This is a genomic window from Marinomonas mediterranea MMB-1 (genome assembly GCF_000192865.1).
Lineage (GTDB): Bacteria > Pseudomonadota > Gammaproteobacteria > Pseudomonadales > Marinomonadaceae > Marinomonas > Marinomonas mediterranea.
In genome coordinates this window covers 2742548-2766253 of the sequence record NC_015276.1, presented here as the reverse complement: position 1 = coordinate 2766253, position 23706 = coordinate 2742548, and the positions used below count along the sequence as shown (strand labels likewise).

The 23706-nt window shown below is 43.3% G+C and carries 22 protein-coding genes; 13 read left to right on the top strand and 9 right to left on the bottom strand.

Translation table 11 applies throughout. The features are described from left to right. The first annotated feature begins 26 nt into the window (after positions 1–26). From rpmI to MARME_RS12560, 5 genes are all read left to right on the top strand, one after another. Positions 27–221 (top strand): 50S ribosomal protein L35, encoded by a 195-nt coding sequence (gene rpmI, locus MARME_RS12580; RefSeq protein WP_013661638.1) that lies wholly within the window; start codon positions 27–29, stop codon positions 219–221. A 46-nt stretch (positions 222–267) separates the two neighbouring features. Next, the gene (gene rplT / locus MARME_RS12575; protein ID WP_013661637.1) at positions 268–624 is read left to right on the top strand and encodes a 50S ribosomal protein L20; all 357 of its coding nucleotides are present in this window, start codon (positions 268–270) and stop codon (positions 622–624) included. Between the two features lie 113 nt (positions 625–737). Continuing rightward, the gene (gene pheS, locus MARME_RS12570; RefSeq protein WP_013661636.1) at positions 738–1733 is read left to right on the top strand and encodes a phenylalanine--tRNA ligase subunit alpha; all 996 of its coding nucleotides are present in this window, start codon (positions 738–740) and stop codon (positions 1731–1733) included. An 18-nt stretch (positions 1734–1751) separates the two neighbouring features. After that, on the top strand, positions 1752–4136 hold the full coding sequence (gene pheT, locus MARME_RS12565; RefSeq protein WP_013661635.1) for a phenylalanine--tRNA ligase subunit beta: 2385 nt from the start codon (positions 1752–1754) through the stop codon (positions 4134–4136). Between the two features lie 4 nt (positions 4137–4140). After that, positions 4141–4437 (top strand): integration host factor subunit alpha, encoded by a 297-nt coding sequence (locus MARME_RS12560; RefSeq protein ID WP_013661634.1) that lies wholly within the window; start codon positions 4141–4143, stop codon positions 4435–4437. Positions 4438–4524: 87 nt separating this feature from the next. Here the strand turns inward: MARME_RS12560 and MARME_RS12555 are convergent, their stop codons facing one another. Further along, positions 4525–5589 carry a DUF3549 family protein gene (locus tag MARME_RS12555; protein WP_013661633.1) on the bottom strand — a complete coding sequence of 355 codons (1065 nt, stop codon included), beginning with the start codon at positions 5587–5589 and terminating at the stop codon, positions 4525–4527. Between the two features lie 171 nt (positions 5590–5760). Here MARME_RS12555 and MARME_RS12550 point away from each other — a divergent pair, with 171 nt between their 5' ends. From MARME_RS12550 to can, 5 genes are all read left to right on the top strand, one after another. Continuing rightward, positions 5761–6105, top strand: coding sequence for a YqcC family protein (locus MARME_RS12550; RefSeq protein WP_013661632.1), 345 nt, complete (start codon positions 5761–5763; stop codon positions 6103–6105). Continuing rightward, positions 6106–6924, top strand: a complete 819-nt coding sequence (locus MARME_RS12545) for a DUF1853 family protein (protein ID WP_013661631.1) — start codon at positions 6106–6108, stop codon at positions 6922–6924. Positions 6925–6985: 61 nt separating this feature from the next. Then, the gene (locus MARME_RS12540) at positions 6986–9010 is read left to right on the top strand and encodes a putative bifunctional diguanylate cyclase/phosphodiesterase (RefSeq protein ID WP_013661630.1); all 2025 of its coding nucleotides are present in this window, start codon (positions 6986–6988) and stop codon (positions 9008–9010) included. Positions 9011–9073: 63 nt separating this feature from the next. Beyond that, entirely contained in the window at positions 9074–9913 is an 840-nt protein-coding gene (locus MARME_RS12535) for a putative RNA methyltransferase (RefSeq protein WP_013661629.1), read from the top strand. Between the two features lie 9 nt (positions 9914–9922). Next, entirely contained in the window at positions 9923–10531 is a 609-nt protein-coding gene (gene can / locus MARME_RS12530; protein WP_013661628.1) for a carbonate dehydratase, read from the top strand. Positions 10532–10615: 84 nt separating this feature from the next. On the opposite strand, the gene MARME_RS12525 is transcribed toward can, so the two are convergent. Together MARME_RS12525 and MARME_RS12520 are read right to left on the bottom strand one after the other, a co-directional pair. Continuing rightward, on the bottom strand, positions 10616–11569 hold the full coding sequence (locus MARME_RS12525; RefSeq protein WP_013661627.1) for a LysR family transcriptional regulator: 954 nt from the start codon (positions 11567–11569) through the stop codon (positions 10616–10618). 150 nt (positions 11570–11719) lie between these two features. Next, entirely contained in the window at positions 11720–12904 is a 1185-nt protein-coding gene (locus MARME_RS12520) for a D-mannose isomerase (RefSeq protein ID WP_013661626.1), read from the bottom strand. Positions 12905–13023: 119 nt separating this feature from the next. On the opposite strand from MARME_RS12520, the gene MARME_RS12515 reads away from it, so the two are divergent. Next, positions 13024–14196, top strand: coding sequence for an ROK family transcriptional regulator (locus tag MARME_RS12515; protein WP_013661625.1), 1173 nt, complete (start codon positions 13024–13026; stop codon positions 14194–14196). Between the two features lie 23 nt (positions 14197–14219). After that, positions 14220–15710, top strand: a complete 1491-nt coding sequence (locus MARME_RS12510) for a TyrR/PhhR family helix-turn-helix DNA-binding protein (RefSeq protein ID WP_013661624.1) — start codon at positions 14220–14222, stop codon at positions 15708–15710. A gap of 114 nt (positions 15711–15824) precedes the next feature. Here the strand turns inward: MARME_RS12510 and MARME_RS12505 are convergent, their stop codons facing one another. The 3 genes from MARME_RS12505 to MARME_RS12495 all read right to left on the bottom strand — a co-directional run bounded on the left by MARME_RS12505 (position 15825) and on the right by MARME_RS12495 (position 17373). Continuing rightward, positions 15825–16007 carry a hypothetical protein gene (locus MARME_RS12505; RefSeq protein WP_013661623.1) on the bottom strand — a complete coding sequence of 61 codons (183 nt, stop codon included), beginning with the start codon at positions 16005–16007 and terminating at the stop codon, positions 15825–15827. A 112-nt stretch (positions 16008–16119) separates the two neighbouring features. After that, the gene (locus MARME_RS12500; RefSeq protein ID WP_013661622.1) at positions 16120–16941 is read right to left on the bottom strand and encodes an HAD family hydrolase; all 822 of its coding nucleotides are present in this window, start codon (positions 16939–16941) and stop codon (positions 16120–16122) included. A gap of 75 nt (positions 16942–17016) precedes the next feature. Further along, complete coding sequence (locus MARME_RS12495) at positions 17017–17373, bottom strand: HopJ type III effector protein (RefSeq protein ID WP_013661621.1); 357 nt, start codon at positions 17371–17373, stop codon at positions 17017–17019. Between the two features lie 290 nt (positions 17374–17663). Here MARME_RS12495 and MARME_RS12490 point away from each other — a divergent pair, with 290 nt between their 5' ends. Then, positions 17664–19538, top strand: coding sequence for an ABC transporter ATP-binding protein (locus MARME_RS12490; RefSeq protein ID WP_013661620.1), 1875 nt, complete (start codon positions 17664–17666; stop codon positions 19536–19538). A 16-nt stretch (positions 19539–19554) separates the two neighbouring features. On the opposite strand, the gene MARME_RS12485 is transcribed toward MARME_RS12490, so the two are convergent. From MARME_RS12485 to MARME_RS12475, 3 genes are all read right to left on the bottom strand, one after another. Then, positions 19555–21309 (bottom strand): alpha-amylase family glycosyl hydrolase, encoded by a 1755-nt coding sequence (locus tag MARME_RS12485; protein ID WP_013661619.1) that lies wholly within the window; start codon positions 21307–21309, stop codon positions 19555–19557. Between the two features lie 133 nt (positions 21310–21442). Next, positions 21443–22669: a glycosyltransferase family protein gene (locus tag MARME_RS12480; protein ID WP_013661618.1), complete on the bottom strand. Its 1227-nt coding sequence runs from the start codon at positions 22667–22669 to the stop codon at positions 21443–21445. A gap of 113 nt (positions 22670–22782) precedes the next feature. Next, positions 22783–23607 (bottom strand): HAD-IIB family hydrolase, encoded by an 825-nt coding sequence (locus MARME_RS12475; RefSeq protein ID WP_013661617.1) that lies wholly within the window; start codon positions 23605–23607, stop codon positions 22783–22785. Positions 23608–23706: the final 99 nt, after the last annotated feature.

Here is a 23706-nt window from a genome sequence, read left to right as displayed (position 1 = left end):
TTAACGAATGCGAGAGTGGTTTTACCATGCCAAAAATTAAATCAAACAGTGGCGCAGCTAAGCGCTTCAAACGTACCGCTAACGGTTTTAAACATAAGCAGTCTTTCACTAGTCATATTTTGACGAAGAAATCGACTAAGCGTAAACGTCAACTTCGTTCTATGAACCAAGTTGCAGCGTGCGACAAACCATTGATCGTTCGTATGCTTCCATACGTTTAATCGTTTATAAAAATTTCGTCAATTAATTAGTTAAAGGGTTTATATTATGCCTCGCGTAAAACGTGGTGTTCAGGCTCGTCGCCGTCACAAAAAGATTTTAAAGCAAGCTAAAGGTTATTACGGTGCTCGTAGCCGTGTGTTTCGCGTAGCGAAACAAGCGGTTATCAAAGCAGGTCAATACGCTTACCGTGACCGTCGTCAGCGCAAACGTCAATTCCGTGCACTATGGATTGCTCGTATTAACGCTGCGGCTCGTATCAATGGTCTATCTTACAGCCGCTTTATTGCTGGCCTTAAGAAAGCTTCTATTGAAATTGACCGTAAAGTATTGGCTGACTTGGCCGTATACGAAAAAGAAGTTTTTGCAGCGATCGTTGAAAAAGCGAAAGCTAGCTTGGCTTAATTTCTGACGTAGTGCCTGAAGTGACACTTACTTGTAATTTAGGTGTCACTCATAGCAGTCTTTAATAGGGGAAGAGCTAAGCTCTTCCCCTATTTTATTTTTTGGAGTATGAAATGGAGAACCTAAACCAGATTCTAGCCAACGCTCTCGAAGCTGTGGCGGCGTCTGATAGCGAGTCAGCACTAGATGACATTCGTGTTAAGTATCTAGGTAAAAAAGGCGAGCTTACAGCTTTATTAAAACAGCTTGGTAACGTTGCACCTGAAGAGCGACCAAAATTTGGTCAGCTTGTTAACGAAGCTAAAGCTCAAGTGCAAGAGAAAATGAATGAGCGCAAGGCATCGCTTGCTAAGGCTGCACTTGATATAAAACTTGCAAGTGAAACAATTGATATCTCGTTGACTGGTAAAGGGCAGGACGTAGGTGGATTGCATCCTGTAACGAGAACAATGGAGCGCATTGAAAACTTTTTTAAAGGAATTGGTTTTGATGTGGCGTCCGGGCCTGAAATCGAAGATGACTATCACAATTTCGAGGCGCTAAATATTCCAGCGCATCACCCTGCAAGAGCTATGCAGGACACTTTCTATTTCGATCCTACTACGGTATTGAGAACGCACACGTCGCCTGTACAGGTTAGGACAATGGAGCAATCTCAGCCTCCGATTCGTATTATTTGTCCTGGTCGCGTTTACCGTTGTGATTCTGATCAAACGCACACGCCTATGTTTCATCAGGTTGAGGGTTTGCTGATCGATGAGAATATATCTTTCGCTGATCTGAAAGGAATTTTACAAGAGTTTTTGAATGCTTTCTTCGAAGACGATCTGAAGACGCGTTTCCGTCCAAGCTATTTTCCATTTACCGAGCCTTCAATTGAAGTTGACATTATGCGCACCAATAGCAAAGGCGAAGAGTCTTGGTTAGAAGTGTTGGGCTGCGGCATGGTGCACCCTAAAGTATTAGAAATGTCTGGAATTGATTCAGAAAAATACACTGGATTTGCATTCGGTATGGGCGTTGAGCGCTTTGCGATGTTGAGATATAAAGTCGACGATTTGCGTATGTTCTTCGAAAATGATTTGCGTTTTTTAGCGCAATTTAAATAATCGGTCTGAGGAAGAGAGATGAAATTCAGTGAAAATTGGCTAAGAGAGTGGGTCAATCCAGAAATATCTACCGATGAACTTGTTGCTCAGGTAACAATGGCGGGGCTGGAAGTCGACGAAGTAGAGCCAGTAGCAAGCGACTTTTCAGGGGTTGTTGTTGGCGAGATTTTAGCAGCAGAAAAACACCCGAATGCAGATAAATTGCAAGTTTGCCGTGTTTCTGATGGCTCGGAAGAGTTTCAGGTTGTGTGTGGCGCGCCAAATGCACGTGCAGGGATCAAAATTCCATTCGCAAAAGTAGGTGCTGTTCTTGGTGCTGACTTTAAGATTAAGAAAGCCAAATTACGTCAGGTTGAATCCTTTGGTATGTTGTGTGCTGCCGAGGAACTTGGTATTAGCGACGATAACGACGGGTTGTTAGAATTGTCTAACGATGCGCCTACTGGAACAGATATCCGCGAATATTTGGGCTTAAACGATGCGATTATCGATGTCGACTTAACGCCTAATAGAAGTGATTGTCTGAGTATCGCTGGTTTAGCTCGTGAAGTTGGTGTTCTCAATAATACGGACTTGTCACCTGTTGTTATCGAACCTTCAAATGTTGAGGTTGACGATACATTTAGCGTTAAGGTTGAAGCATCTGAGGCTTGTCCTCGCTATATTGGCCGCGTAATTAACGGCGTAAATGTTGCTGTTCAAACGCCGCTTTGGATGTCTGAAAAGCTGCGTAGAAGTGGTATCAGAACCATTGACCCGATTGTTGATATCACCAATTACGTGATGCTTGAGTTAGGTCAGCCAATGCATGCATTTGATTTGGCTAACTTAAATGGGTTTGTGGTTGTGCGTAATGCGACACAAGACGAAAAAATCACCCTGCTTGATGGGCAAGAGATAACACTTCGTCCAGATACGCTGATTATTGCGGATGAAGTAAGGCCGCTTGCAATGGCAGGTATCATGGGTGGTGAGTTGTCAGGGGTAAATGACAGTACTCAAAACATTTTCCTAGAATCTGCTTTCTTTGCACCCATCGCGCTAGCTGGAAAAGCCCGTTCATATGGTTTACACACAGACTCTTCTCACCGATTTGAGCGTGGCGTGGATGCGACATTGCAGCAAAAAGCAATAGAGCGAGCAACCGCTTTGATTGTTGAAATCGCTGGCGGTAAAGTTGGGCCTTTAATTGAAGTGGCTAACGATGCTGACTTGCCAAAGGCAAATCAAGTAACGCTACGACGCAAGAAATTGGATCAATACTTAGCGATTGCTCTTGAGCAATCACAAGTAACTGAAATCTTAACTCGTTTGGGTATGGATTTAATCAGTGTGTCGGACACCGAATGGGTGATTGCTGCGCCTTCTCATCGATTTGATATTGAAATCGAAGCGGACTTAATAGAAGAAGTTGCTAGAATTTACGGTTACGACAATCTGCCTTCTTCTATGCCTACTGCGGCTGTTAACTTCAAGCCGGTTACTGAGACAAAAACCCCGATTCAATCTGTTAGAGCAACGCTAGTTGCTAATGGGTATCAGGAAGCGGTAACGTATAGCTTTATCGATCCGGTTCTTAGTAAACAGTTCTGTCCTGATATTACGCCTGTGCCGTTAGAGAATCCCATTTCTTCTGATATGGGGGTGATGCGACCGAGTTTGGTTCCTAGTCTGGTTAAAACGTACCTGTATAACCAAAATAGGCAGCAGACCCGAGTTAGATTGTTTGAGGCAGGGCGACGTTTTATAGGTAGCGTTGATAAATTGGCAGAGCTTGATCAGCAAGAGCGTATTGCAGGTCTCATTGCGGGCTCGTGCTCTCCTGAAGGTTGGTATCATAACAATGAGAGTGTTGATTTTTATGATATTAAGGCTCATGTGGAGGCGCTATTTGAGTTAAATCAGGGGCAGGTTCCAGCATTTGAGCGTGCAGATGTCGTTTATCTTCACCCTGGTCGATCTGCAAAAGTTCTGATTGATGGTAAGGAAGTCGGAGTCTTAGGTGAGCTTCACCCACAGTTCGCGAAAGACCTTGGCATTAATCAAGCTGTGTATATTTTTGATCTTGAGCTGGACGCTGTTTTGTCTGCCCAATTGCCTCAATATTCAGCGGTATCTAAATTTCCTGAAGTGCGTCGAGATTTAGCGTTAGTCGTTGATCGTCAAATTCCTGTAAGTGCTTTAGAGTCGATTGTGGCTCAATATGCGGGTGAGGCCTTCCAAAAAGTGGCTGTTTTTGACGTTTATCAAGGTCAAGGTATTGATGAATCTAAAAAAAGTGTTGCTTTGGGCTTGACGTGGCAGCATCCTTCCCACACTCTTAGTGATGAAGAAGTGAACAAAACGGTTGATCAGATAGTATCTGCATTAGCTGAAGAACTTGGGGCTGTTATTCGAGGGTAAGCTTATGGCATCGTTGACTAAAGCGGATCTAGCGGAAAACCTTGTTGAAACTATAGGTTTGACCAAGAAAGATGCAAAAGATCTGGTAGAGGGGTTTTTTCAGGTAATACGAGAGTCTCTAGTGGATCGGGAGCAAGTGAAATTGTCAGGTTTTGGCAATTTTGAGGTGCGTGAAAAGAGTCAGCGACCTGGCCGTAATCCAAAGACCGGAGAAGAGATCCCAATCACTGCTCGCACGGTGGTTACTTTTCGACCAGGTCAAAAGCTAAAGGCTAAAGTTGAAAATTACATGCAAGAGTGATTGAGTTAAGCACAAGCTCAGATACAAAAAAGCCAGGCTATTAAAAGCCTGGCTTTTTTGTATCTGAGCAGTCGTTTTTTTAGCGTGTTACTGGATTGTGTGTGTTTGAGGTGAAAACAGACTTTCAACCGCTTTTTTCAGTGTGCTGCTGATGTGCTCAGATCTTAGCAATACCCAGAGCGGGGAGTTTGTTTCGGGGTGCTGAGTTAGCTCTCCGACGATTTGTTTGAACCCTAACCAGCCGTCTTCTCTGTGTGCAAGTTTTTCCATAATGACTCTTAGTAAGGCTGGTTCTTTAGATAGCCAATGAGGGCATTTAGCGGAGAGGGCAGTTAATAAGTGGATGTGCGTATCGTCGCAGGATGAAATATCGCCAATAGCTTTAAAAAGCGCTAAATTTAGTGGAGCGGATAGATCGCCACTTGAAAGAGCTCGAACGTAGCCTGCTAGAACCTCTGGCCGCTCTTCTAGGGTTGCTATGCTTTCAATATCAGATGATAGAGAGCTTGAAAGAGAGTGATGCTCTAAGCAATTACAAAGTGCCATAGAAAGTGGCAGAGGCGCTCGCTTTATCGCATTTGCAATGAGTGCTTCTGTGCTGGCTTCGGCGTGACGTGCCGCCAAATCAGCGATCCCTTGAAGACCTAGTTGACTCCATGTGCCGTCCTCGTCAGGAAGGTTTTGCGATAAATACGTTTTAACGTCTTCATAATAGAGCGAGCTTGGTTGATTGAGTGCACACGCCATAATAGCGTGGAAGTTGGCCATGCGCTCTTGATCGGGTTTGAATGCGTATGGGTTGTCTTCTAGGGCTTCGTTTAAACCTTGTTCCGTTCCTTTGTTCAGTATTCTATCAACAATGGATTTTATAAAGTGATCTCGTGTTCCTAGGTTTAAGGCGCCTTTTTCATCTATGGGGAGGCGAATAAACCAAATGACAGAATCGTCAGCCTTATTTTTCGAATCCTTAGGTAATAAAGCACAAGCAAGCCAGGCATGTTTTTGAAACGGGTACGGGTAAGCCTGTTGCTTCTTATCGAATTGAATAACTTGCTGAGGTGTTAGCTTTTGAACTCGTCTACCGATATCAAAGTAAGTAACGTGACAATCTACTAAATTGAAGAGGTCGCTTAAAGATTCTATTTGATTCATTGTTAAACCGTGTTGAGGTAATCGCTAGAGAGGTTATAAATAAATGCACTGCACGTCTGCCTTATTCGGCTTCATAAAGAATAGGTATTTGTGTCAGTATGCTTATTCGTAAGTTCTCTTGATTGTGTATAAAATGTCGATCAATTATATATGTTTTAATTGGAGAATTCAGTGGTAGTTGATATAAAACGTTACCATGATCTAGCGGATCTAGTGCTTGATTTAGAAGTGCTAATGCGTGAATCTGGGGCTTGGGAATGCCCTGTACCGACAGACGAGGCTTTGCAAAGTACGATTCCTTTTGCTGCGGATAGCATGGCGTTTAATCAGTGGATTCGATATATCATGGTGCCAAGGTTTAAAGTGATCATAGAGGACGGAGGGGTGTTACCTCATTCTTCTAATATTGCTGACTATGCAAGTGAAGCCAATTTAGAAATTTCACAGGAAGGTCAGCGTAAAATTGTGCATTGTATTCGCATGATAGATCAGCTCCTAAATCAGCGAATGTCATAAATGGTCAATAAAAACTTAATCGACGATCTTAGATGGGTTCTTCAGTTCGAGACAATCAATGATGCGATGAACTTGGTGGACTATCGCATTCAAGATTGGGACGCTCAACTAGAAAATTTATCTAATAACAGAACGTTGATTGAAGACGCTTTTTCTGAGGTTAAATCTCACTTTTTAGGAACCTATTTTGAGGTTCTGTTTTCATTTGCCATTCGCCATTTCACAACACTGGAAGTGATCTGTGAGCATGAACAAATCCACCTGTCCGGGCGCACGCTAGGGGAAGTGGATTTGATTGTAAGGACGCCTCAAGGTGAGTTTATTCAGTTTGAGATCGCAATAAAGTTCTATCTGCAAAGGCCGGATTTGGTGCCTCATGATTGGATCGGTCCAAATAAAAATGACAGTCTTTATAAGAAAACTGAGCGGGCGCTGACTCATCAGCTAACCATTTTGAAAACGGATGAAGGTATAGAGTGGTTAAAAAGCCGCTCTTTACCCGTGGTGGAAAGAACGGAATTGCTGGTTTTTGGTCGTTTATTTTACGACTTTTTAAATCGGCATCGTCATCATTCTGATGCTGTTTGGATTAGATTCGATGATTTTTGTCGAGCTGCATTTTCATCTCTCGCGATTGCTAAAAAACCGCATTGGCTGACACATGCTGAGGACATGGAATACATAGATCACAGTGAGTGTTGCTTGTATTTAAAAGAGTGCTTCACTACCGACAGCCGCCCTGTATTATTTGCTGTTTATGACGAATTCATGATAAACGATGGAAATAAATGGGTTTTTGTTGTGCCAAACGCATGGTGACGCTTGAAAAGTGAGGCTGATTCAGGCATAAATTTACTTTCGCTGTAAATATTTGGTATTGATGTCCGATCTATTCTTTATAAACACAGAATCGCGTGAGGCTGCCCGCTGGCTAATTGATGTATCTAAATCATCTATTTGTTGGTCTAATCGTTCGGCAAAGGCGCTTTTTTCGACAGAGATTTCGAAGGATCGATTGTTAAACTCTCAGCTCAAGAATGCACTAATCGATAAGGTGCAGGCACTCACGTCCCTATCACCTGAACGCGAAGAGAATCTGTGTTGGGTTATTAAATGCCAAGATGGACGTGTTTTGCAGTGTATTGGTCATCGTGTACATCTCGGGCCAGGTCATTTAGGTGTAAAAGTAGAAGCTCGTGAAATGACATCGCTTGTTGATATGGGTAGCGGACAAACTATTGGCTCAGTTGATGATGATGAACCTTATGCCCATTTAGATGCGTTTAACCTTTCCTACTTTCGCTTTGATATAACCGGTAAATGCCTAAGGCAAAGTGCTCAAGCTCTTACGCAATTTGAAAACGTTGAAGAATTTAAAGATTTGTTTGCGGTGTCTGCTATGGCGCCATCTGTCTTTGGACAATTGCTGACAAAAGGGCGAATTTCGACCGATGTTAGATTTTTAACGAAGACAGGTATTCACTGGTGTCATATTGAAGGTTATAAGGAATCTGCAGGCGATTCGTTCTATCTTCAAGTAACAGACAAACAAGATATACGCTTGGCAGAAGCAGAGCTATATCGTTTGAAAAACTACGATTCGTTAACGCGTTTACCTAACCGAGAGTCTCTTTATTTAAAGCTAGACTCTCAGATAGCCAAAGTGGCTCAAAAAGACCAAAGTTTTGGCCTACTGTTTATTGACCTAGACGGCTTTAAGACGGTGAACGACTCATTTGGACACCAAGTTGGAGACGAACTTCTGTGTGGTGTGGCCCGTCGAATCCAAGGTGTGCTTCCGAGAAATACTCAGTTATTTCGCTTAGGCGGAGATGAGTTTGCGATTTTGGTTGAAGACATTCTGAATGACTCGAATTTGATTGAGGTCGCTCAGGATGTTGTCTCTGTCAGCGCGCAGCCCTATCCCGTTGAAGATTTGGAAATGCTTGTGACTGCAAGTGTTGGAATTTCAAAATATCCAGATCATGGAAAAAGTATCGATGATCTCCTAAAAACCTCTGCATCCGCTATGTGTCGTTCAAAAGCGTTGGGTTACAACAACTTTTGCCTGTACGACAATGGAATGAAGCAAGATTATCGTGCACAACTGACCTTAGGTGGCGCTCTTAGAAAAGCCATTGAAGAAGAGCAATTTGAGCTTTATTACCAGCCAAAAATTCGATTGTCCGATGAACTTACCGTTGGTGCCGAAGCGCTGATTCGTTGGATTCACCCTGAGCACGGTATGATTCCACCGGATAAGTTTATTCCTATTGCAGAAGAGACTGGCTTGATTCTTCCATTAGGTGAATGGGTTATTAAACGCGCTTGCCATCAGTTGAAAGAGTGGCGTGAAGCAGGGCATCCGCCAATTAGTCTGTCTGTTAACTTGTCAGGTCGGCAGTTTATGCAATCGGATTTGGTTGAAATGGTCAGAGCGACGTTGGCCGAGACTGGCGTTGATCCAAAGTATCTAGAGTTAGAGTTAACCGAAAGTATGCTGATGGCCGATGCTCAGCAGACGATCGAAAAGCTACACGGGTTTAGAAAACTTGGTTTGACATTGTCAATTGATGATTTTGGTACTGGATATTCCTCTCTCGCTTATCTTAAAAAATTCCCTATTCAGACGTTAAAGATTGACCGTTCTTTTGTTAGTGATCTTGGAATCGACGCAGATGATGATGCCATTGTGAAGGCAACTATTGCGATGGCTAATAGTCTAAATTTGAAAGTGATAGCGGAAGGTGTGGAAAGTCGCTCTCAAATTGATGTTTTGAACGATTACCAATGTGAAGAAGTGCAAGGCTATTTATTCGCAAAACCGATGAATAATATAGATTTCTCGTCCTATTTAAGTGCTCAGTCTCAAAACCAATATGATTTACTCGCACCTGTTCATTAGTTTTGATAATCGGTGCGGTTCGCACTAGAATAGCGCCCATTCTATCAGTCAGCTGGAGCGCAAGTGACGCTTTTTAATAATTTAGTCTGCCCACTTGATCAAGAGGAACTTGAGCAAGACGGCAGATCTCTACGTTGCCCGGATGGGCATGTCTACGATATTGCCAAGTCCGGTTATGTTAACCTGCTTCCTGTCCAGAAAAAACATTCTAAAGACCCCGGTGATTCTAAGGAAATGGTCGCATCGAGAAAGCAATTCCTTGATACCGATGCTTATTTACCTATTATAGAAAGTCTCCATTCTTTTTTTCTGAATGGTCAAGCGACGCATTCTGTTTTAGATGCAGGATGTGGAGACGGCTACTATTTGTCCAAATTGATTGAGGCGAATCAAGCTAATGAAAAGTCTGTAGCAGGGTTTGAGTGCACGGGGATTGATATCTCTAAATGGGCCATAATCTCTGCAAGTAAGCGTACTAAAGCTGTTTCTTGGGTCGTCGCGAGTAATGCGAACATTCCGTCTAAAAATGAATGTTATGATAGTGTGTTATGTGCTTTCGGTTTCCCGGTTTTTTCAGAATTTCACCGAGTTCTTTCCCCATCGGGGAAGCTTGTTTTGGTTGAGTCCGGGCCGAACCATTTGATTGAACTTCGTAAAATCCTATATCCGACGATTAAGGATTATCGTCAAACGTACTCGTCAGGTATTGAAGGTTTTCAGTGTGACCAAGAGAAAAAAGTAACATTCGAGTTCCAATTGGAATCCCAAGAAGCGATTGCTCGCCTACTTAGTATGACCCCGCATATGCATAAAGCGCCTTACGAAGGCCGCCAGAAAGTGTATGAATTAGATAGATTAACCTTAACTGCGGATGTCGTGATACGCAGTTTTACTAAATGCTAGGTACTAGAAATGTCCAGTAAGTTACCCGAATTATTTGAAAAGAACAGGCAATGGGCCGCTAAAGTAAATGCGGAAGATCCCGATTTTTTTGAAAAGTTATCAAAGCAGCAAAAACCTGAGTACCTTTGGATTGGGTGCGCAGATTCTCGTGTGCCAGCCAATCAAATTGTAGATTTAATGCCAGGCGAGGTGTTTGTTCACCGAAATATCGCAAATGTTGTGGTTCACACAGACTTAAACTGTTTGTCAGTTATTCAATTTGCCGTAGATGTGTTGAAGGTTAAACATATTATGGTTGTTGGGCATTACGGTTGCGGTGGTATCAAAGCGGCGATGGATCAAGCAGAGCATGGTTTAATCGATAACTGGTTGAGACATATTAAAGACGTTTATCGTTTGCATAAAGAAGAGGTAGACGCGATCGAGGACGACCACGAGCGCTTCGATCGTATGTGTGAGCTGAATGTTATTGAACAAGTTGCCAATGTCCGCCAAACCAGTGTGGTTCAAAGTGCATGGAAAAATGGTCAGGAGCTGCATGTTCATGGTTGGTGTTACAGTATTAGCAACGGCCATATTAAGGACTTAAATGTCACTAGCTCGAATAACGAGGGGTAAAAAGTGTCGAAGGGCAGGGTAATCCGTCTAGCATGATATTAAGTCGCCAACTCGCAAGGAGAGATGGCGACTTAATAAATAGACTTACAGACTGTGATTTTTAGCAATCACTGTTGCGCAGCCCGCAATGGTTGAGCGAAGCCATATATGGCCGGGATCGTGTTGCAATAAGGGGCTCCAGAGCATCTTAAGTTCAACCGGCGGTATATCGAAAGGTGGCGGTACCACCTTAACTTTCGCGTTGTCTGCAACCAGTTTGGTTGCTAGAGAAGGCAGTGTCGCAATTAACCCCAGCTGCTCTGTTGCTCTCATGGCAACGTTGTAGTTACGCGTAAATAGACGAATATTTCTTTTATGGCCTAGTTCCGCTAATGTTCCGTCTACCCACCCTAATTTCTGAACCTCTTCTGGCTGTACTCCAACCCCAACGCCGAAGCCTGTTTTACTCACCCAGACATGAGGAAGTGCGAGGTATTTATCGAGCGTAAAATCTTCGATAATGTCCGGTTTGTTGGGTACAAGGCATGAAAAGTTGTCAATCCAAACAGATTTCTGATGGAAAGATTGAGGCAGTGTTTCGAATCGATTTATGACTAAGTCGACCTTGCCTTTTTCGACATCGTGAAAGCTGACATCACTGGGGTTCATTACGTCGAGAATGACATTTGGTGCTTCCGCTTGAAGCTTTTCCATCAAAGGTGGGATCAGAGTCGCTTCTGCGTAATCACTGGCCATAATCCTGAAAACACGTGAGCTGGATTCAGCGTCGAAGTTTTGACCTAGATGTAATACTTCGTCAACGCTTTGTAAGATAGCTTGAACCTTTGGCTGCAATTGTATAGAGAGCGCCGTTGGCATCATTCCATCACTGGTTCTGACTAGCAAAGGATCATGAAAAAGGTCTCTCAGTCGTCTTAGGCCATTGCTCATTGCAGGTTGTGTGATGCCTAGCCGATTGGCTGCATGGGTGACGTTTTGCTCGCGTAATAAAGAATCTAGATAACGAAGTAGGTTTAAGTCAATTTTGTCTAATTGCATAGTTGGTCCGAGTGCTCCCACGGCAGGAGGGGTTCTAGCGGTAGAAACTCGTTTAAATAATCAGTCTCAGGAGGCAAAATGATACTGTATTTTGCCTGTTAATTGAATCGTTCAACTAAAATGGTGAGTATTTGTGATTCGTTAATACATTTATAAGGTCAGTGTTTTCAATACTTCATAGCAGGCGCCCATCGTATGATAGTCGGTTTTACCAGCAGGACTTTTGTTGTTGTCGTACTGTGCATTATTTTCATCAAGTATTCGGTACCAGGCGCCAAATGTATGATCGATCATATGATTCCAGCTAAACTCCCAAAGTGTTAAGTATTGCTTATAATACGTCTCATCCTTTGTTGCTTTGTATAATAGCCAAGCCGCGGCAAACGACTCCGCTTGTACCCAGAAATACTTATCTGGATCGCAAACTGTGCCGTCTGGTGCATAACCATAATGCAGTCCACCTTTTTTGGTGTCCCAGGCTTTTTTATAGGCAAGGTCGAACAGGTATTTTGCTTTTGGTAGATACCAATTTTCAGGGGATCGTTTGTCTAGCATGAGCAACAGCTTGGCCCATTCCGTTTGGTGCCCAGGTTGGAACCCCCAAGGCCTGAATAGATGCTTAGGGTCGTTTTTATTGTAGTCCCAGTCTATCTGCCAATCATTGGTGTAATGCTCCCACACTTCGTTAGAGTTCGATAGACTTGCTTGTTTTTGACAGATATTCTTTGCTAGCAACTTTGCTCGGTCTAAGTACTTTGGATTCTGTGTGGCGTCGAAGGCTGACATGAGTGCTTCGCACATATGCATGTTGGCATTTTGTCCTCGATAAGGGCTAACGGTTTTCCAGTCGCTGCTTATCTCGTCTAGATACAGTCCATGCTTGTTTTCCCAGAAATGGGTTTCTAATAGGTCATATGTTACTTCTATCCACACTTCGGCCTCAGAAAGGCCAATTTGCAATGCGTTTGAGTAAGCTAAAATAACAAATGCGAGCCCATAGCAATGATTTGTTTCGTCTAGATTTGTGCCGCCGTCAAGAAGCCAAACATAACCACCAGATTGCGATTGATGTCGTTGTCTTAGATACTGTATGCCGTGAACGGCAGCGTGTTTGTATTCCGCGATATTAGTATGTAGGTATGCTTGTGCAAAATTAAAGATAAAGCGGGTGCTGCTGACAAGGTGGCGAGTATTGGGGTCGTATACGCTTCCGTCATCTTTGAAAAATTGGAAAAAGCCGCCTTCAGGGTCAATGCAAGTGGGGAAGTAAAAGGCCATTGTTTTTTCAATGTGCGCCTCTAAAAATGTCTTAGAGTCAAATGCAGGGTAAGACATGTGTATTGCTCCCTATTATGTATGGTGTTTATTGTTATGTTTATTTTGCATCATAGCGCTTAGACTGATTAAATCAATTAAGTTTATTAATTATTGCAAAAAAATTTGAGTTAGAGTTTATGATGAATCTTATTGGCAGTACTTCCGAGCGTAGCCGTTCTTTTAATGAGAGGGTGGTTTTACAGCTGATACGCCAGTACCCAGAAATTTCGCGACAAGAGATTGCATCCTTCACTAAGTTAAGTGCACAGACTATTTCAGTCATTACGGCGTCCTTGATCGATAAAGGCTTCATTATTTCTTCTGGTAAAGTGGAAGGAAGGCGAGGGCAGCCGCAAAAGAAACTGGTGTTGAATGGCGCGGGAGCCTACGGTGTTGGAATAAATATAGATCGTGATTTTATCAGTGTCGCCTTGATTAATTTTGGGGGTGAGCCGATTTTTCAGAGAGAAGAGCGAGTTTCATTTCCTCAGGAAAAACACGCGAAAGCGATTGTTTGCGAATTCTTGAGCGAGGCTGCCGATTTCTTAGGTCAAAATTGGGATAAAGTTCGAGGCATCGGCGTATCTCGGCCTGACTACATGGAAGAGTGGATCGAACAGCTTGGCATAAACTCAAAACAAAGGAATGTTTCTGTTGGTTTAGAGTATTGGAGTAACGATGCGTTTGAAGTGTGGCTAGGGCATAAATTTGATCTACCTGTTTTACGCGAGAATGACGCTCGTGCCGCAGCTATGTGTGAATTGTTTTTTTCCACTCCACCGCTAGAGCATGTTTTTTATTTGTATATCTCTACGGCGGTTGGTGGGTGCATTGTTGAGAAAGGGGAATGTTTAGAAGGAGCATCGGGGGCAGCTGGACAGTTTGGATTGTTGTACACTAAAACGGGCAAATACGGTGAGCGGGTGCTAGAGGCGCTTTCGCTAACGTCTCTTCAGCGCTACTTGGTTTCTAATTGCAACACGACATTTGATAAACTCAATATGCTGAAGGACACGAACTTGATTCATGAGTGGGCGACAAATGTTGTTGAGGATTCAAGGCACGCTTTCACGGCGTTGCTGGCGTTGATTAACCCGAGTGAGATTAGGGTAGGAGGGCGCATACCTACCTGGATGATCGAACCATTTGCTTCAGCGCTCTTTACGATGTTGGAGAGCGAGGTCGTGCTTAACACACCGCGTGTTGTACCAGCGAATTATACAAACTACTCTGGTGCATCAGGGGCCGCAGTGCTTCCACTATACGAGATGTTTGCGCCTCAAACGTCGATTTTGACTTTGGAACAGTAATCAACCATTAAGCCCGAGGGTGTATGCGTTTAGCGATTCAATGCGAAGATAGAATAGGTATGGTTCATGAGGTGCTTAAGTTGTTTGCACCGCATCGAATAGACATGCGTTTGATTGAAGTCGATACCGCGAGGCGTTGTCTATATATCGGTTTTCCTGATATCAAGTTTGATTCATTGCAACAGCTTTTGGCTGCGATCCGTCGACTAGAAGGGGTTGAGGATGTGAAGCTTGTTCGCTTTTCGTCTTCGGAAAGAGAAAAAAACACACTTGCGCAGATTTTAGAAGCGTTGCCAGATGGTGTAATAGCGATCGATTTAAAAGGCAATGTGACGATGGCAACAGAATTGGCCGCAAAAGACCTCGGTGTTTCGTTGGGTGAGCTGATGAATAAGCCTCTAAACTTATTTATTAAAGCGATAAATTTCTCGAAGCTAAGCGGTGCCGACATGAAACGTGGGATTACTAAACGTATTCGTGTTCATCGAAAATCCCTTCTTATGGAGTTGCAGCCGATAAAAGTGTCTACCGAGAAAGAAGACATTTGCGCTGGCGCGGTTATTCACCTTAAGTCCGAAACAAGAATAGACCGTCAGTCGGAAAGGTTTAGGTATGGGGCGAACGAGTTTAAGTTAGAGCAATATTTTCAAAGCGATATGGTATTAAGTTCGACCATGGGGGCGTGCCTTATTCAAAGTAAGCGTTTTGCGATGTTGAATACACCACTTATGATATCTGGTGAAACCGGCTCAGGTAAAAACTCTATCTTAAATTCCATTATTGAATACTGGAAATCACACGGCTACGAAGAAACGCAAGTACATAAAAGAGCGGCGGTTTCCTTTCAAACGCAAGCAGATTTGCAGTTGTTTCTATTAGCGCCTGGTTGGCTAATTATAGAGGGAATAGAGGGGTTGAATGACACTGCTCAGGCTCAGTTAGCGCATTGGATTGAGACGTCAAAATTCATAGTAGAAGACGATCATGTCTATCGGAGGTTGGTGGTATTAACGTCTTTTTCCAGTCACTACTTTCGAGAAGAGAGCTCGTTCAGTTACGAACTTTACTTGCAGTTGTCGCAACAAAATATTGACGTTCCCTCGTTAAGGGATCGGCTTGATGACATTGAGGGTGTTGCAAACGAAATAGTAAAGCAAGTATGCGGACATCTTAGGGTGGATTCCGTTTCTTTAAGCAGTAGTGCCGTTACTGCTTTAAAAATGTATGACTGGCCGGGGAACATTACTGAGCTAAAAGGCGTTTTATATTCGGCGGTGGCCTCGACAGAGCGCTCAGAGTTGGTTGCCGAAGATTTCAATCTTTTTTCAAGTTCCAAAGGACGGCAGTTAGAGTTAGTGGATAACTCATTAGATAAAACGATTAAAGAGTGGGAGGCGGAACTGCTTCGTAAACTCTATCCCCAATATCCAAGTACAAGAAAGCTGGCAAGTGCACTTGGGTTAAGTCACAGTGCTGTTGCGAACAAGTTGAGGGATTATGCCATAGGTAAATAAATGGAGCGCATTAGGAAAAATTAACCGGAAATAAAAAGCGGCCTAACGAAAATTAGGGGAGAGTTCAGGCATTATCATTGGCGTGCTTAGTGAATGATAATGCCTAAAGAAATCTTAGCGAGGATAGCGACTACGGTTACGTGACTTTTGTGCAAGTAGACGATCTTTTTCTTGTTGCTCTCTATCAAGTTTCAATGGTTGTAATTTAACTTGAGGTCTCGCGAAATGCTGGACTAGCTTACTAGACATCGCGCCTATCAAAATAAGTGCGGCTGCGAATAAAATCATTTCTACCATCTTGGATTTCTCCGTATTTTCTGTCTCACCCTAATCATGGCTCAAACCGACGAAAGGGTAAAGTAACTTTTGTTGTTATTAAGTAAATGGGTACTGTACTTCTGTTTTCAACCTATAGGCTAAAATAGTCTCTTAAAAAGTGCGCAACGCCATCCTCGTTATGATGCCCAATGACGTCAGTTGCACGTGATTTTACGTGTGGCGCGGCATTGTGTGGTGCGAATGACGCGTCGGCATAGTCAAACATAGATAAGTCGTTATCGCCATCTCCAAAGGCTAAGACTTTGGTTGCCCCCAGTTCACTTTTTAGTGTGTTAATAGCAGAACCTTTACAGGCGTCTTGGTGGTGAACATCGATCCAAAAGGTATCTTTATTGTATACGCCGCCGCCACAATACGCTTTTAGCTCATTTTGATTCTCTAATGAGGTAACGACAGAGACGGCTTGTTGCTGAGAGCCAAGCGCGCTTATATTTGTTGCAATATCATCGAACGCCATTTCTTGGATAGGGTGGAGGCTTAACTCATCGTGTTTACCAAGTTCGTTTTCGATCAGATCACTTAAAGGACTTGTTACCGGAGGGTGGTAGACTTTATGTGTGCCATCACGGGTAATGCAAAATATAAATGGTGTAACACTAGCAAGCTCGAACTGAGTTAAAGCGTATTCGACAGACTCTTTAGTGAGGGAGGTTTGATGACGATATTGCTTCTTTAATGGGTGCCACCACTCGACACCATTTTTAAATATCATCCACTCTTGAAAATTATGTTCGACGAGACACTTTCGCGCTGCCAGATGTGTGCGCCCCGTTGCAATGGTATAAAAAATTTTTTTATCACGCATTGCTTCGAGTGTTTCTAATGTAAATGGTGATAGAGCCTGATGTTTGTTTAGTAGAGTGCCGTCTAAATCGAAAACCACTAACTCCATATTACACCTTCTTTTTAAATCTATGATGAAGGCAGCTTTCCAAGGGCCGCTGCCTTCGTGAGGTATACTTACTCTTTATTGAGAGTTTGATACTAACGCTGTCGTTGAGAACGCAACACCTTCCCAGCCATGCTTTATAAATTGGCGTATATTCTGATGGTCGTCGCCCTCTGGGTTTTCGAGGACATCAACTCGGTAATAATCACCGAATAGGTTTAGCGTTGTTGCTTCATCAAATTGGTTTAATTGAGCAAAAAATAAAATTTTGCACGAGCCATTGTTCTGCCCTTCTTCGTTAATTTGAGCGCCATTCTGAAACTTAACGGGAGTGAAACTGTAATGAGTGTCGATGGTGTTTATGACATCTGAAAAGGCGGTTTGCTCAGGTTGTTGTTTAAATTGAGCGATTTTAGCCGCAAGTTGTTCTAGCATGGTTTTCTACCTTGTAATCTAAAGTGCTTGTAAAGCAGTATGGCTTAAAATAAAGCACAAAATGTATGCGGCTTTTGCAGGTATGTCAAAGTCTCTCGCATGTTTAAGCTATGATGTACGTGACTAATAAGGAAAAAGACCGTAATCGCATCATTTTGCCAAACTTTGTTATGGATCTTAATTAAGATATTGGCAAAGCAGCGACCAAGTTTACTTTCGTTAAGCCCGATTTGGCATTAGTTGAATTGTTAGTCGCCCCTAGGATATTAGAATAATGAATCAGAGCTGATATGTTAAAGTTTTTTGAACGTTGGATTGCACCTTACCCTGAACACCAAGCACAACATGCCCCTAAGAATTTATTTGAATTTTGTCGCTTTTATTCGAAAGGCGTCGAAGTCCCCCTTCTTTTAATGTCGGTGTTGACGGCTTCTTTGGCCATAATGGAAGTTGTGTTGTTTGGGTTTATGGGGCAGTTGGTCGATTGGCTGGTCAACTCCAATCCAGACACCTTTCTAGAGGATGAAGGCGGCCGTCTTATTGGCATGTCTTTACTTATTTTGGTTGGGATGCCTGTGGTCACTTTTTTGCATTCGGCCATTGTGCATCAAACGCTGCTAGGCAACTACCCGATGCGTGTGCGCTGGTTGGCGCATCGATATTTGTTACGCCAAAGTCTGAGTTTCTTTCAGGATGAATTCGCAGGGCGCCTTGCAACAAAAGTAATGCAGACATCGCTAGCGGTCAGAGAAAGCGTTATGAAGTTGCTCGATGTGCTGGTGTACATCTTAGTGTATTTCATTGCGATGTTGGTTTTGATTGCGAATGCAGATTATCGTCTTATGCTGCCTATGCTTGGTTGGTTAGTTTGTTATGTTTCGATCCAGCTGTATTTTATTCCAAAGCTAAAGAAAGTGTCCGAAGAGCAGGCGGATGCCCGATCAACCATGACGGGGCGGGTTGTCGACAGTTACACCAATATATCGACTGTAAAGCTGTTTTCGCATACCAGCAGAGAGTGGGATTATGCTCGTGACAGTATGGATGGTTTTCTTAAAACGGTTCATAAGCAGATGCGATTGGTAACTGGGGTCAATGTTAGTGTGCAGCTGTGTAATTACTTATTGGCGTTTGTGATCGCTGCGGTTGCTATCTCGCTTTGGTTAGGTAGTGCGATTGGTGTGGGTGCGATTGCTATTTCAATTAGTTTAGCGTTGCGCTTAAACGGCATGTCTCAGTGGATAATGTGGGAAGTCGGTTCGTTGTTCGAAAATATCGGCATGGTAGCGGATGGAATGGGGACTTTGTCGAAGCCGCTTATGGTGCAGGATAAAGAAGGCTCAGAGCCTATCTCGGTCACAAAAGGCTCGATTGATTTCGACCAAGTTTGTTTTCACTATGGGAAAAAAGATAAAAAAGTCATCGAGGCGCTTAATTTTTCTATCTCTGCAGGAGAAAAGGTCGGGCTTGTTGGGCGGTCTGGCGCAGGAAAGTCGACCATTGTGAATTTGTTGATGCGTTTCTATGACGTTGAATCGGGTGATATTCGAGTTGATGGGCAAAATATAGCGGATGTTCGTCAGGACTCACTTCGTCAGATGATCGGTGTTGTTTCGCAAGACACTTCTTTATTGCATCGCTCAGTGAGAGATAACCTGCTGTATGGAAAGCCTGATGCTTCAGAAGAAGAAATGATCGCTGCCGCAAAAAAAGCAGAAGCGCATGAATTTATTTTGGAGCTCACTGACCCATATGGAAATACGGGTTACGATGCGATGGTAGGAGAGCGGGGTATTAAATTGTCTGGCGGACAGCGACAACGGATTGCGATCGCTCGTGTGTTGCTTAAAGATGCCCCGATTCTTGTCTTAGATGAAGCGACGTCTGCTTTGGATTCTGAGGTCGAGGCTGCGATTCAACAAAGCTTATATCAACTAATGGAAGGAAAGACGGTTATCGCCATTGCACACCGCTTATCAACCATTGCTGCGATGGATCGGCTGGTTGTGCTAGACGAGGGAAATGTCGTAGAGCAAGGCTCACACGAAGAGCTCATAGACTATAAAGGTATATATTCAGCACTGTGGGTGCATCAAACGGGTGGTTTTCTGGCAGATACTGTGGAATTAGAGGGTAAGGAATCGCCTTCCATGGCACTTAAATAACCTTTAAGGAGTGGCTTTAATCTTTGGGTCGCGTCGTTTTATTTGCTAGCCACATAAATTGATATGGCATGAGCGTGACTTGTGCCATTTGGTCTTCATAGCGTTGATCGCTCACAAGATCTGTCCAATCCTCGGTTGCTATCAGGTTTAGTTCGGATAAATTGAAGGTTTGGGGCTGATCGGAAATATTGTAAACGGCAAATAGACTTTGTCGTCTGTCTATACTCTGACGCCAAAACGCGAACAGTTCATCACCCATATGCAATACGTATTGTGTCGCATTTGGGTGGAATGCCGCTTGTGCTCGGCGAATTTTCATTAAGCGGCTCATCGCTTCAAACACTTTTTTGTGATGCGTATTAGTATTTAAAGCGTGTTCCAATTCCTCCATCTGCCAAATGTGACGATTAATAGAGCGAAATTGTCCCGTGTTACTGACCCTTTCGTGATCGTTTTCTGTTCCAAATAGCGAATGGATGTAAAAGGCGGGTACACCTTCGAGAGCCATTTGAACGCCTGCAGCACACAAAAAACGCGCAAATTGCCATTGGTCTGGCCCATGTAAAACAGAGCCGCTAAGCGCATTCCAGAGGCTTATATTTATTTCATACGGCTTCGCCTCGCCTTCTGGGGTAGTTCGGGAGCTGACTTTGCCACCAAACTTTTTCATTGTGCCAATCAGCGTGTCGATTTCCCATTCTGATAGCAATCCCTCAGTTGGTCGCAAACCAATGCCGTCGTGCGATGCAACAAAGTTCAGATAAGTTGTACCTTGTTGAGCAGGCGGCATGCCCATAAGCCAGCTTTTTAGGTGCGAGCAGTTGCCAGTCACTAAGGTATTGATCAGGAGTGGTGGTAAAGAGAAGTTGTAGATAAGGTGAGCTTCGTTAGCATTACCGAAATACGTAAGGTTCTCTCTGTTGGGAATGTTTGTTTCAGTGATAATGACCGAATCTGGTGCCCAATGTTCGATCATCAGTCGTAGAAGTCGAATCATTTCATGGGTGTTGGGTAAGTTTATGCAATTGGTGCCCGGTGTTTTCCAAAGAAAGGCGACGGCGTCTAGCCTAAACCATCGAATGCCTTTTTCTAAATAAAGTCGAATGATTCTGAGAAACTCTAACAGTACTTCTGGGTTCTCAAAGTTTAAGTCGATCTGATCATGGCTAAAGGTACACCAGACATGTTTTATACCGTTTTTTGTTTGGACTTCACGCAATAGGGGGGAAGTGCGAGGGCGAACAACATTGCTCAGGTCTGATTGAGGGGCTGTCTCATAAAAGTATTCGGCACCCGGCGAAACTCCTGCTTTGTAGTTTTCAAACCACATACTTCGACTGGAGCAGTGGTTAATAACAAGGTCTCCCATTACTTTGAAATCTTTCGTGATGTTTGAGATGTTCGTCCAGTCACCGCTTGAAGGGTTGACCGTCGTATAATCCATGACACTAAAGCCGTCATCTGAACTGTAAGGGAAGAAAGGAAGAAGATGTACGGCTGAAATGCTTTCACTAAGATTGTTCTTTACGAACTTATGTAGCGTCTCTAGCGGCGTGGACTCTTCTGAGCGCAGTGTATCCGCATAGGTAATCAACATGATGTCCGATTGATCCCATAAGTTCTTATGCGGTCTCGGAGGCTCCGAATTTGCGTCTAAATGGAATGTCGTTAGACAGTTTCTCGCAAGTTCACTAGCGTCGAGTTTTGGGTAAAGCGTTTGCAAATGCCCCGTAAGGCGTTGTTCTAAGTGTGAAGGAGCGCTTGAGTCCATAAATCTGCCTGCCGTTCTTTACATGGATGTTTCAATCAATTGGCATAGATAGATAAGAAGCAAGACTAAGTCTTGCTTCTTGAGCCAAGTTAAATGTTTGGGTTTATGATAAGAATTTAGATCAAAGTATTGACTACTTTGGGCCAAACTCATCCATATCTTTTTCAACTGCGATTGCAAGCTGCTTTAAGACACCAGGAAAGGCGCTCATTACACGATTCCAACTTGGTATAAAAGGCGCTTCCATTGGGTTGTCCAAATACATGTTGCCCGCTTTCATAATGTTGCTTGCGAAAAGTTCAACTGCTTGCTCTTCCATGTGAACGTCTAGTTTTAAGCCGTTGATTTCAGCATCGTTACGGTAAGTTTCGATGAAATCAAGCGCAACTCGATAATACGTCGCTTTAATTGTCCTAAAGGTTTCCTGATTAAAAATGATGCCATTCGTGGCAAGTTTTCTAAAGATGGCTTTGGTAATATCAATGGACATCTTCGATAAACCGCCATCATCATTGTTCGCAGAGAGATCTTGGTGTTTATGATCGTAGGCGTCCGCAATATCAACCTGGCAGAGTCTATTTGTGGAGTAGTTGCGGTACATTTCACTGAGTACACCGATTTCTAATCCCCAGTCACTGGGTATACGTAGGTCGGTCATGACGTCTCGGCGGAAAGAGAATTCGCCAGCAAGAGGGTAGCGATAGCTGTCCAAATAATCTAAGTAATCTAGATTGCCAAATACTTTTTTTAGAGAGTAGAGTAACGGCGTTACGAGTAAGCGGCTTACACGGCCATTCATTTTACCGTTTGCGGTGCGTGCGTAAAAACCTTTACAAAATTCATAGCTAAAATTTGGGTTGGCGACGGGGTATATTAGCCTAGCAAGTAGCTCTCTATCATAGGTGACGATGTCGCAGTCATGCATTGCAACGGATTCTGCTTTGCCCGCTGCAAGGTTGTACCCCATACAAAACCAAACGTTTCTGCCTTTACCTGGGTCGGTTGGAGAAAGGTGTTCACCTTTAAGTACGGAATCAATTTCTCTTAGTCGCGGACCGTCATTCCACAGTACTTTTGTTTTTTGAGGTAGAACAGAAAAGAACTCCAATGCATGTTTGTATTGTTCTTCGGTTGCTCTGTCTAAACCAATGATAATTTCAGAGAGGTAAGGTACCTTTTTAAGGTGTTCTATTATATTGGGCATTGCCGCTGTTTCTAGTTCTGAGTATAGGCACGGCAGTATTAGTGACATCGGGCGTGCTTCTGCGAACTCACACAACTCTTTTTCGAGTTCTTCCAAAGGGCGGTTGGCCAAATTATGTAATGTTGTAATGATCCCGTTTTGGTAAAAATCACCCATATGAAGCTCCTAGTTATATAAGTCACCTTAGATGTGACTTAGTCAAAGTGTGTTATTTTTTTAAGTCGATTTTGTGTTTACATTATTTTGGGTTGTGATTTGCCTGCTGTTATTTAGAGGTAGCCTTCTTGCATGAGGGCCTTGTTAACGGCTTCTGTCCAACCATTAGGTCCGTATTGCTTTGTCAGCCAAGCATCAGCTCTATTGGGGATTTCTGGCGGAGCGTGTACTGGCGAGCGAATCACGACGGCAATTTCAGCTGCGGCTAACATGCCTACGTCGTTTTCTCCGTCGCCCAATGCCATCGTTTTAGTTGATTCTGTTGCTGTGCATTGATTGTATTGCTCGGTAAGCCAATTCATGGCTTTCGCTTTGTCGCAGTGTCTCCCCATTACATGGGTAAATCTTCCACCTCTTTGAACTTGTAGATCAAATTTTTCTAAATCGTTCTTGAAGGTTTCTAGATTGGTCTCAGAGTCATTCCATACCATGGGTTCTGTAAATTCCCTCTGCATTGCTTGTATTGCTTTTTCGACAGAGAGGCCGGTGAGGTTGACAATATCTGAGGACGTCATGTCACTAAATCGAGCAAATTCGTATTCTTGTTTCTTTGAACTTGTGATGTCGATGAGGGCTTTTCTAGGTGGCCCCATGGCCTTGCGCCAATAACTCCCACAATCTTCTAACTCTTCTTCTATCGACAGGTCAGTGCCTTTTGGGATGTAAATGGCAGCGCCATTCTCAACAATAAATGGGTCGTTATGTTTCAGCTCTGTTCTTAAATTGAGTAGTTCGGCGAACGTTTTGCTTGTGTTAAGAACACAGGGGATTTTGAGGGCCTTTAAACTTTCAAGTGTGTCTTTAGCTGCTTCAAAGCTATAGGTATGGTGATCTAACAACGTTCCGTCAAGGTCTGAATAAATGACGAGTCTAGACATGTTGGTGGAGCAAACTGCCAATAATTGCTGCTCTAAAAAGGGGCTAGTTTACTCTTTCCTCCTTATTGAATGCGATCTTGCCGCTTAAGCCACGGTTTG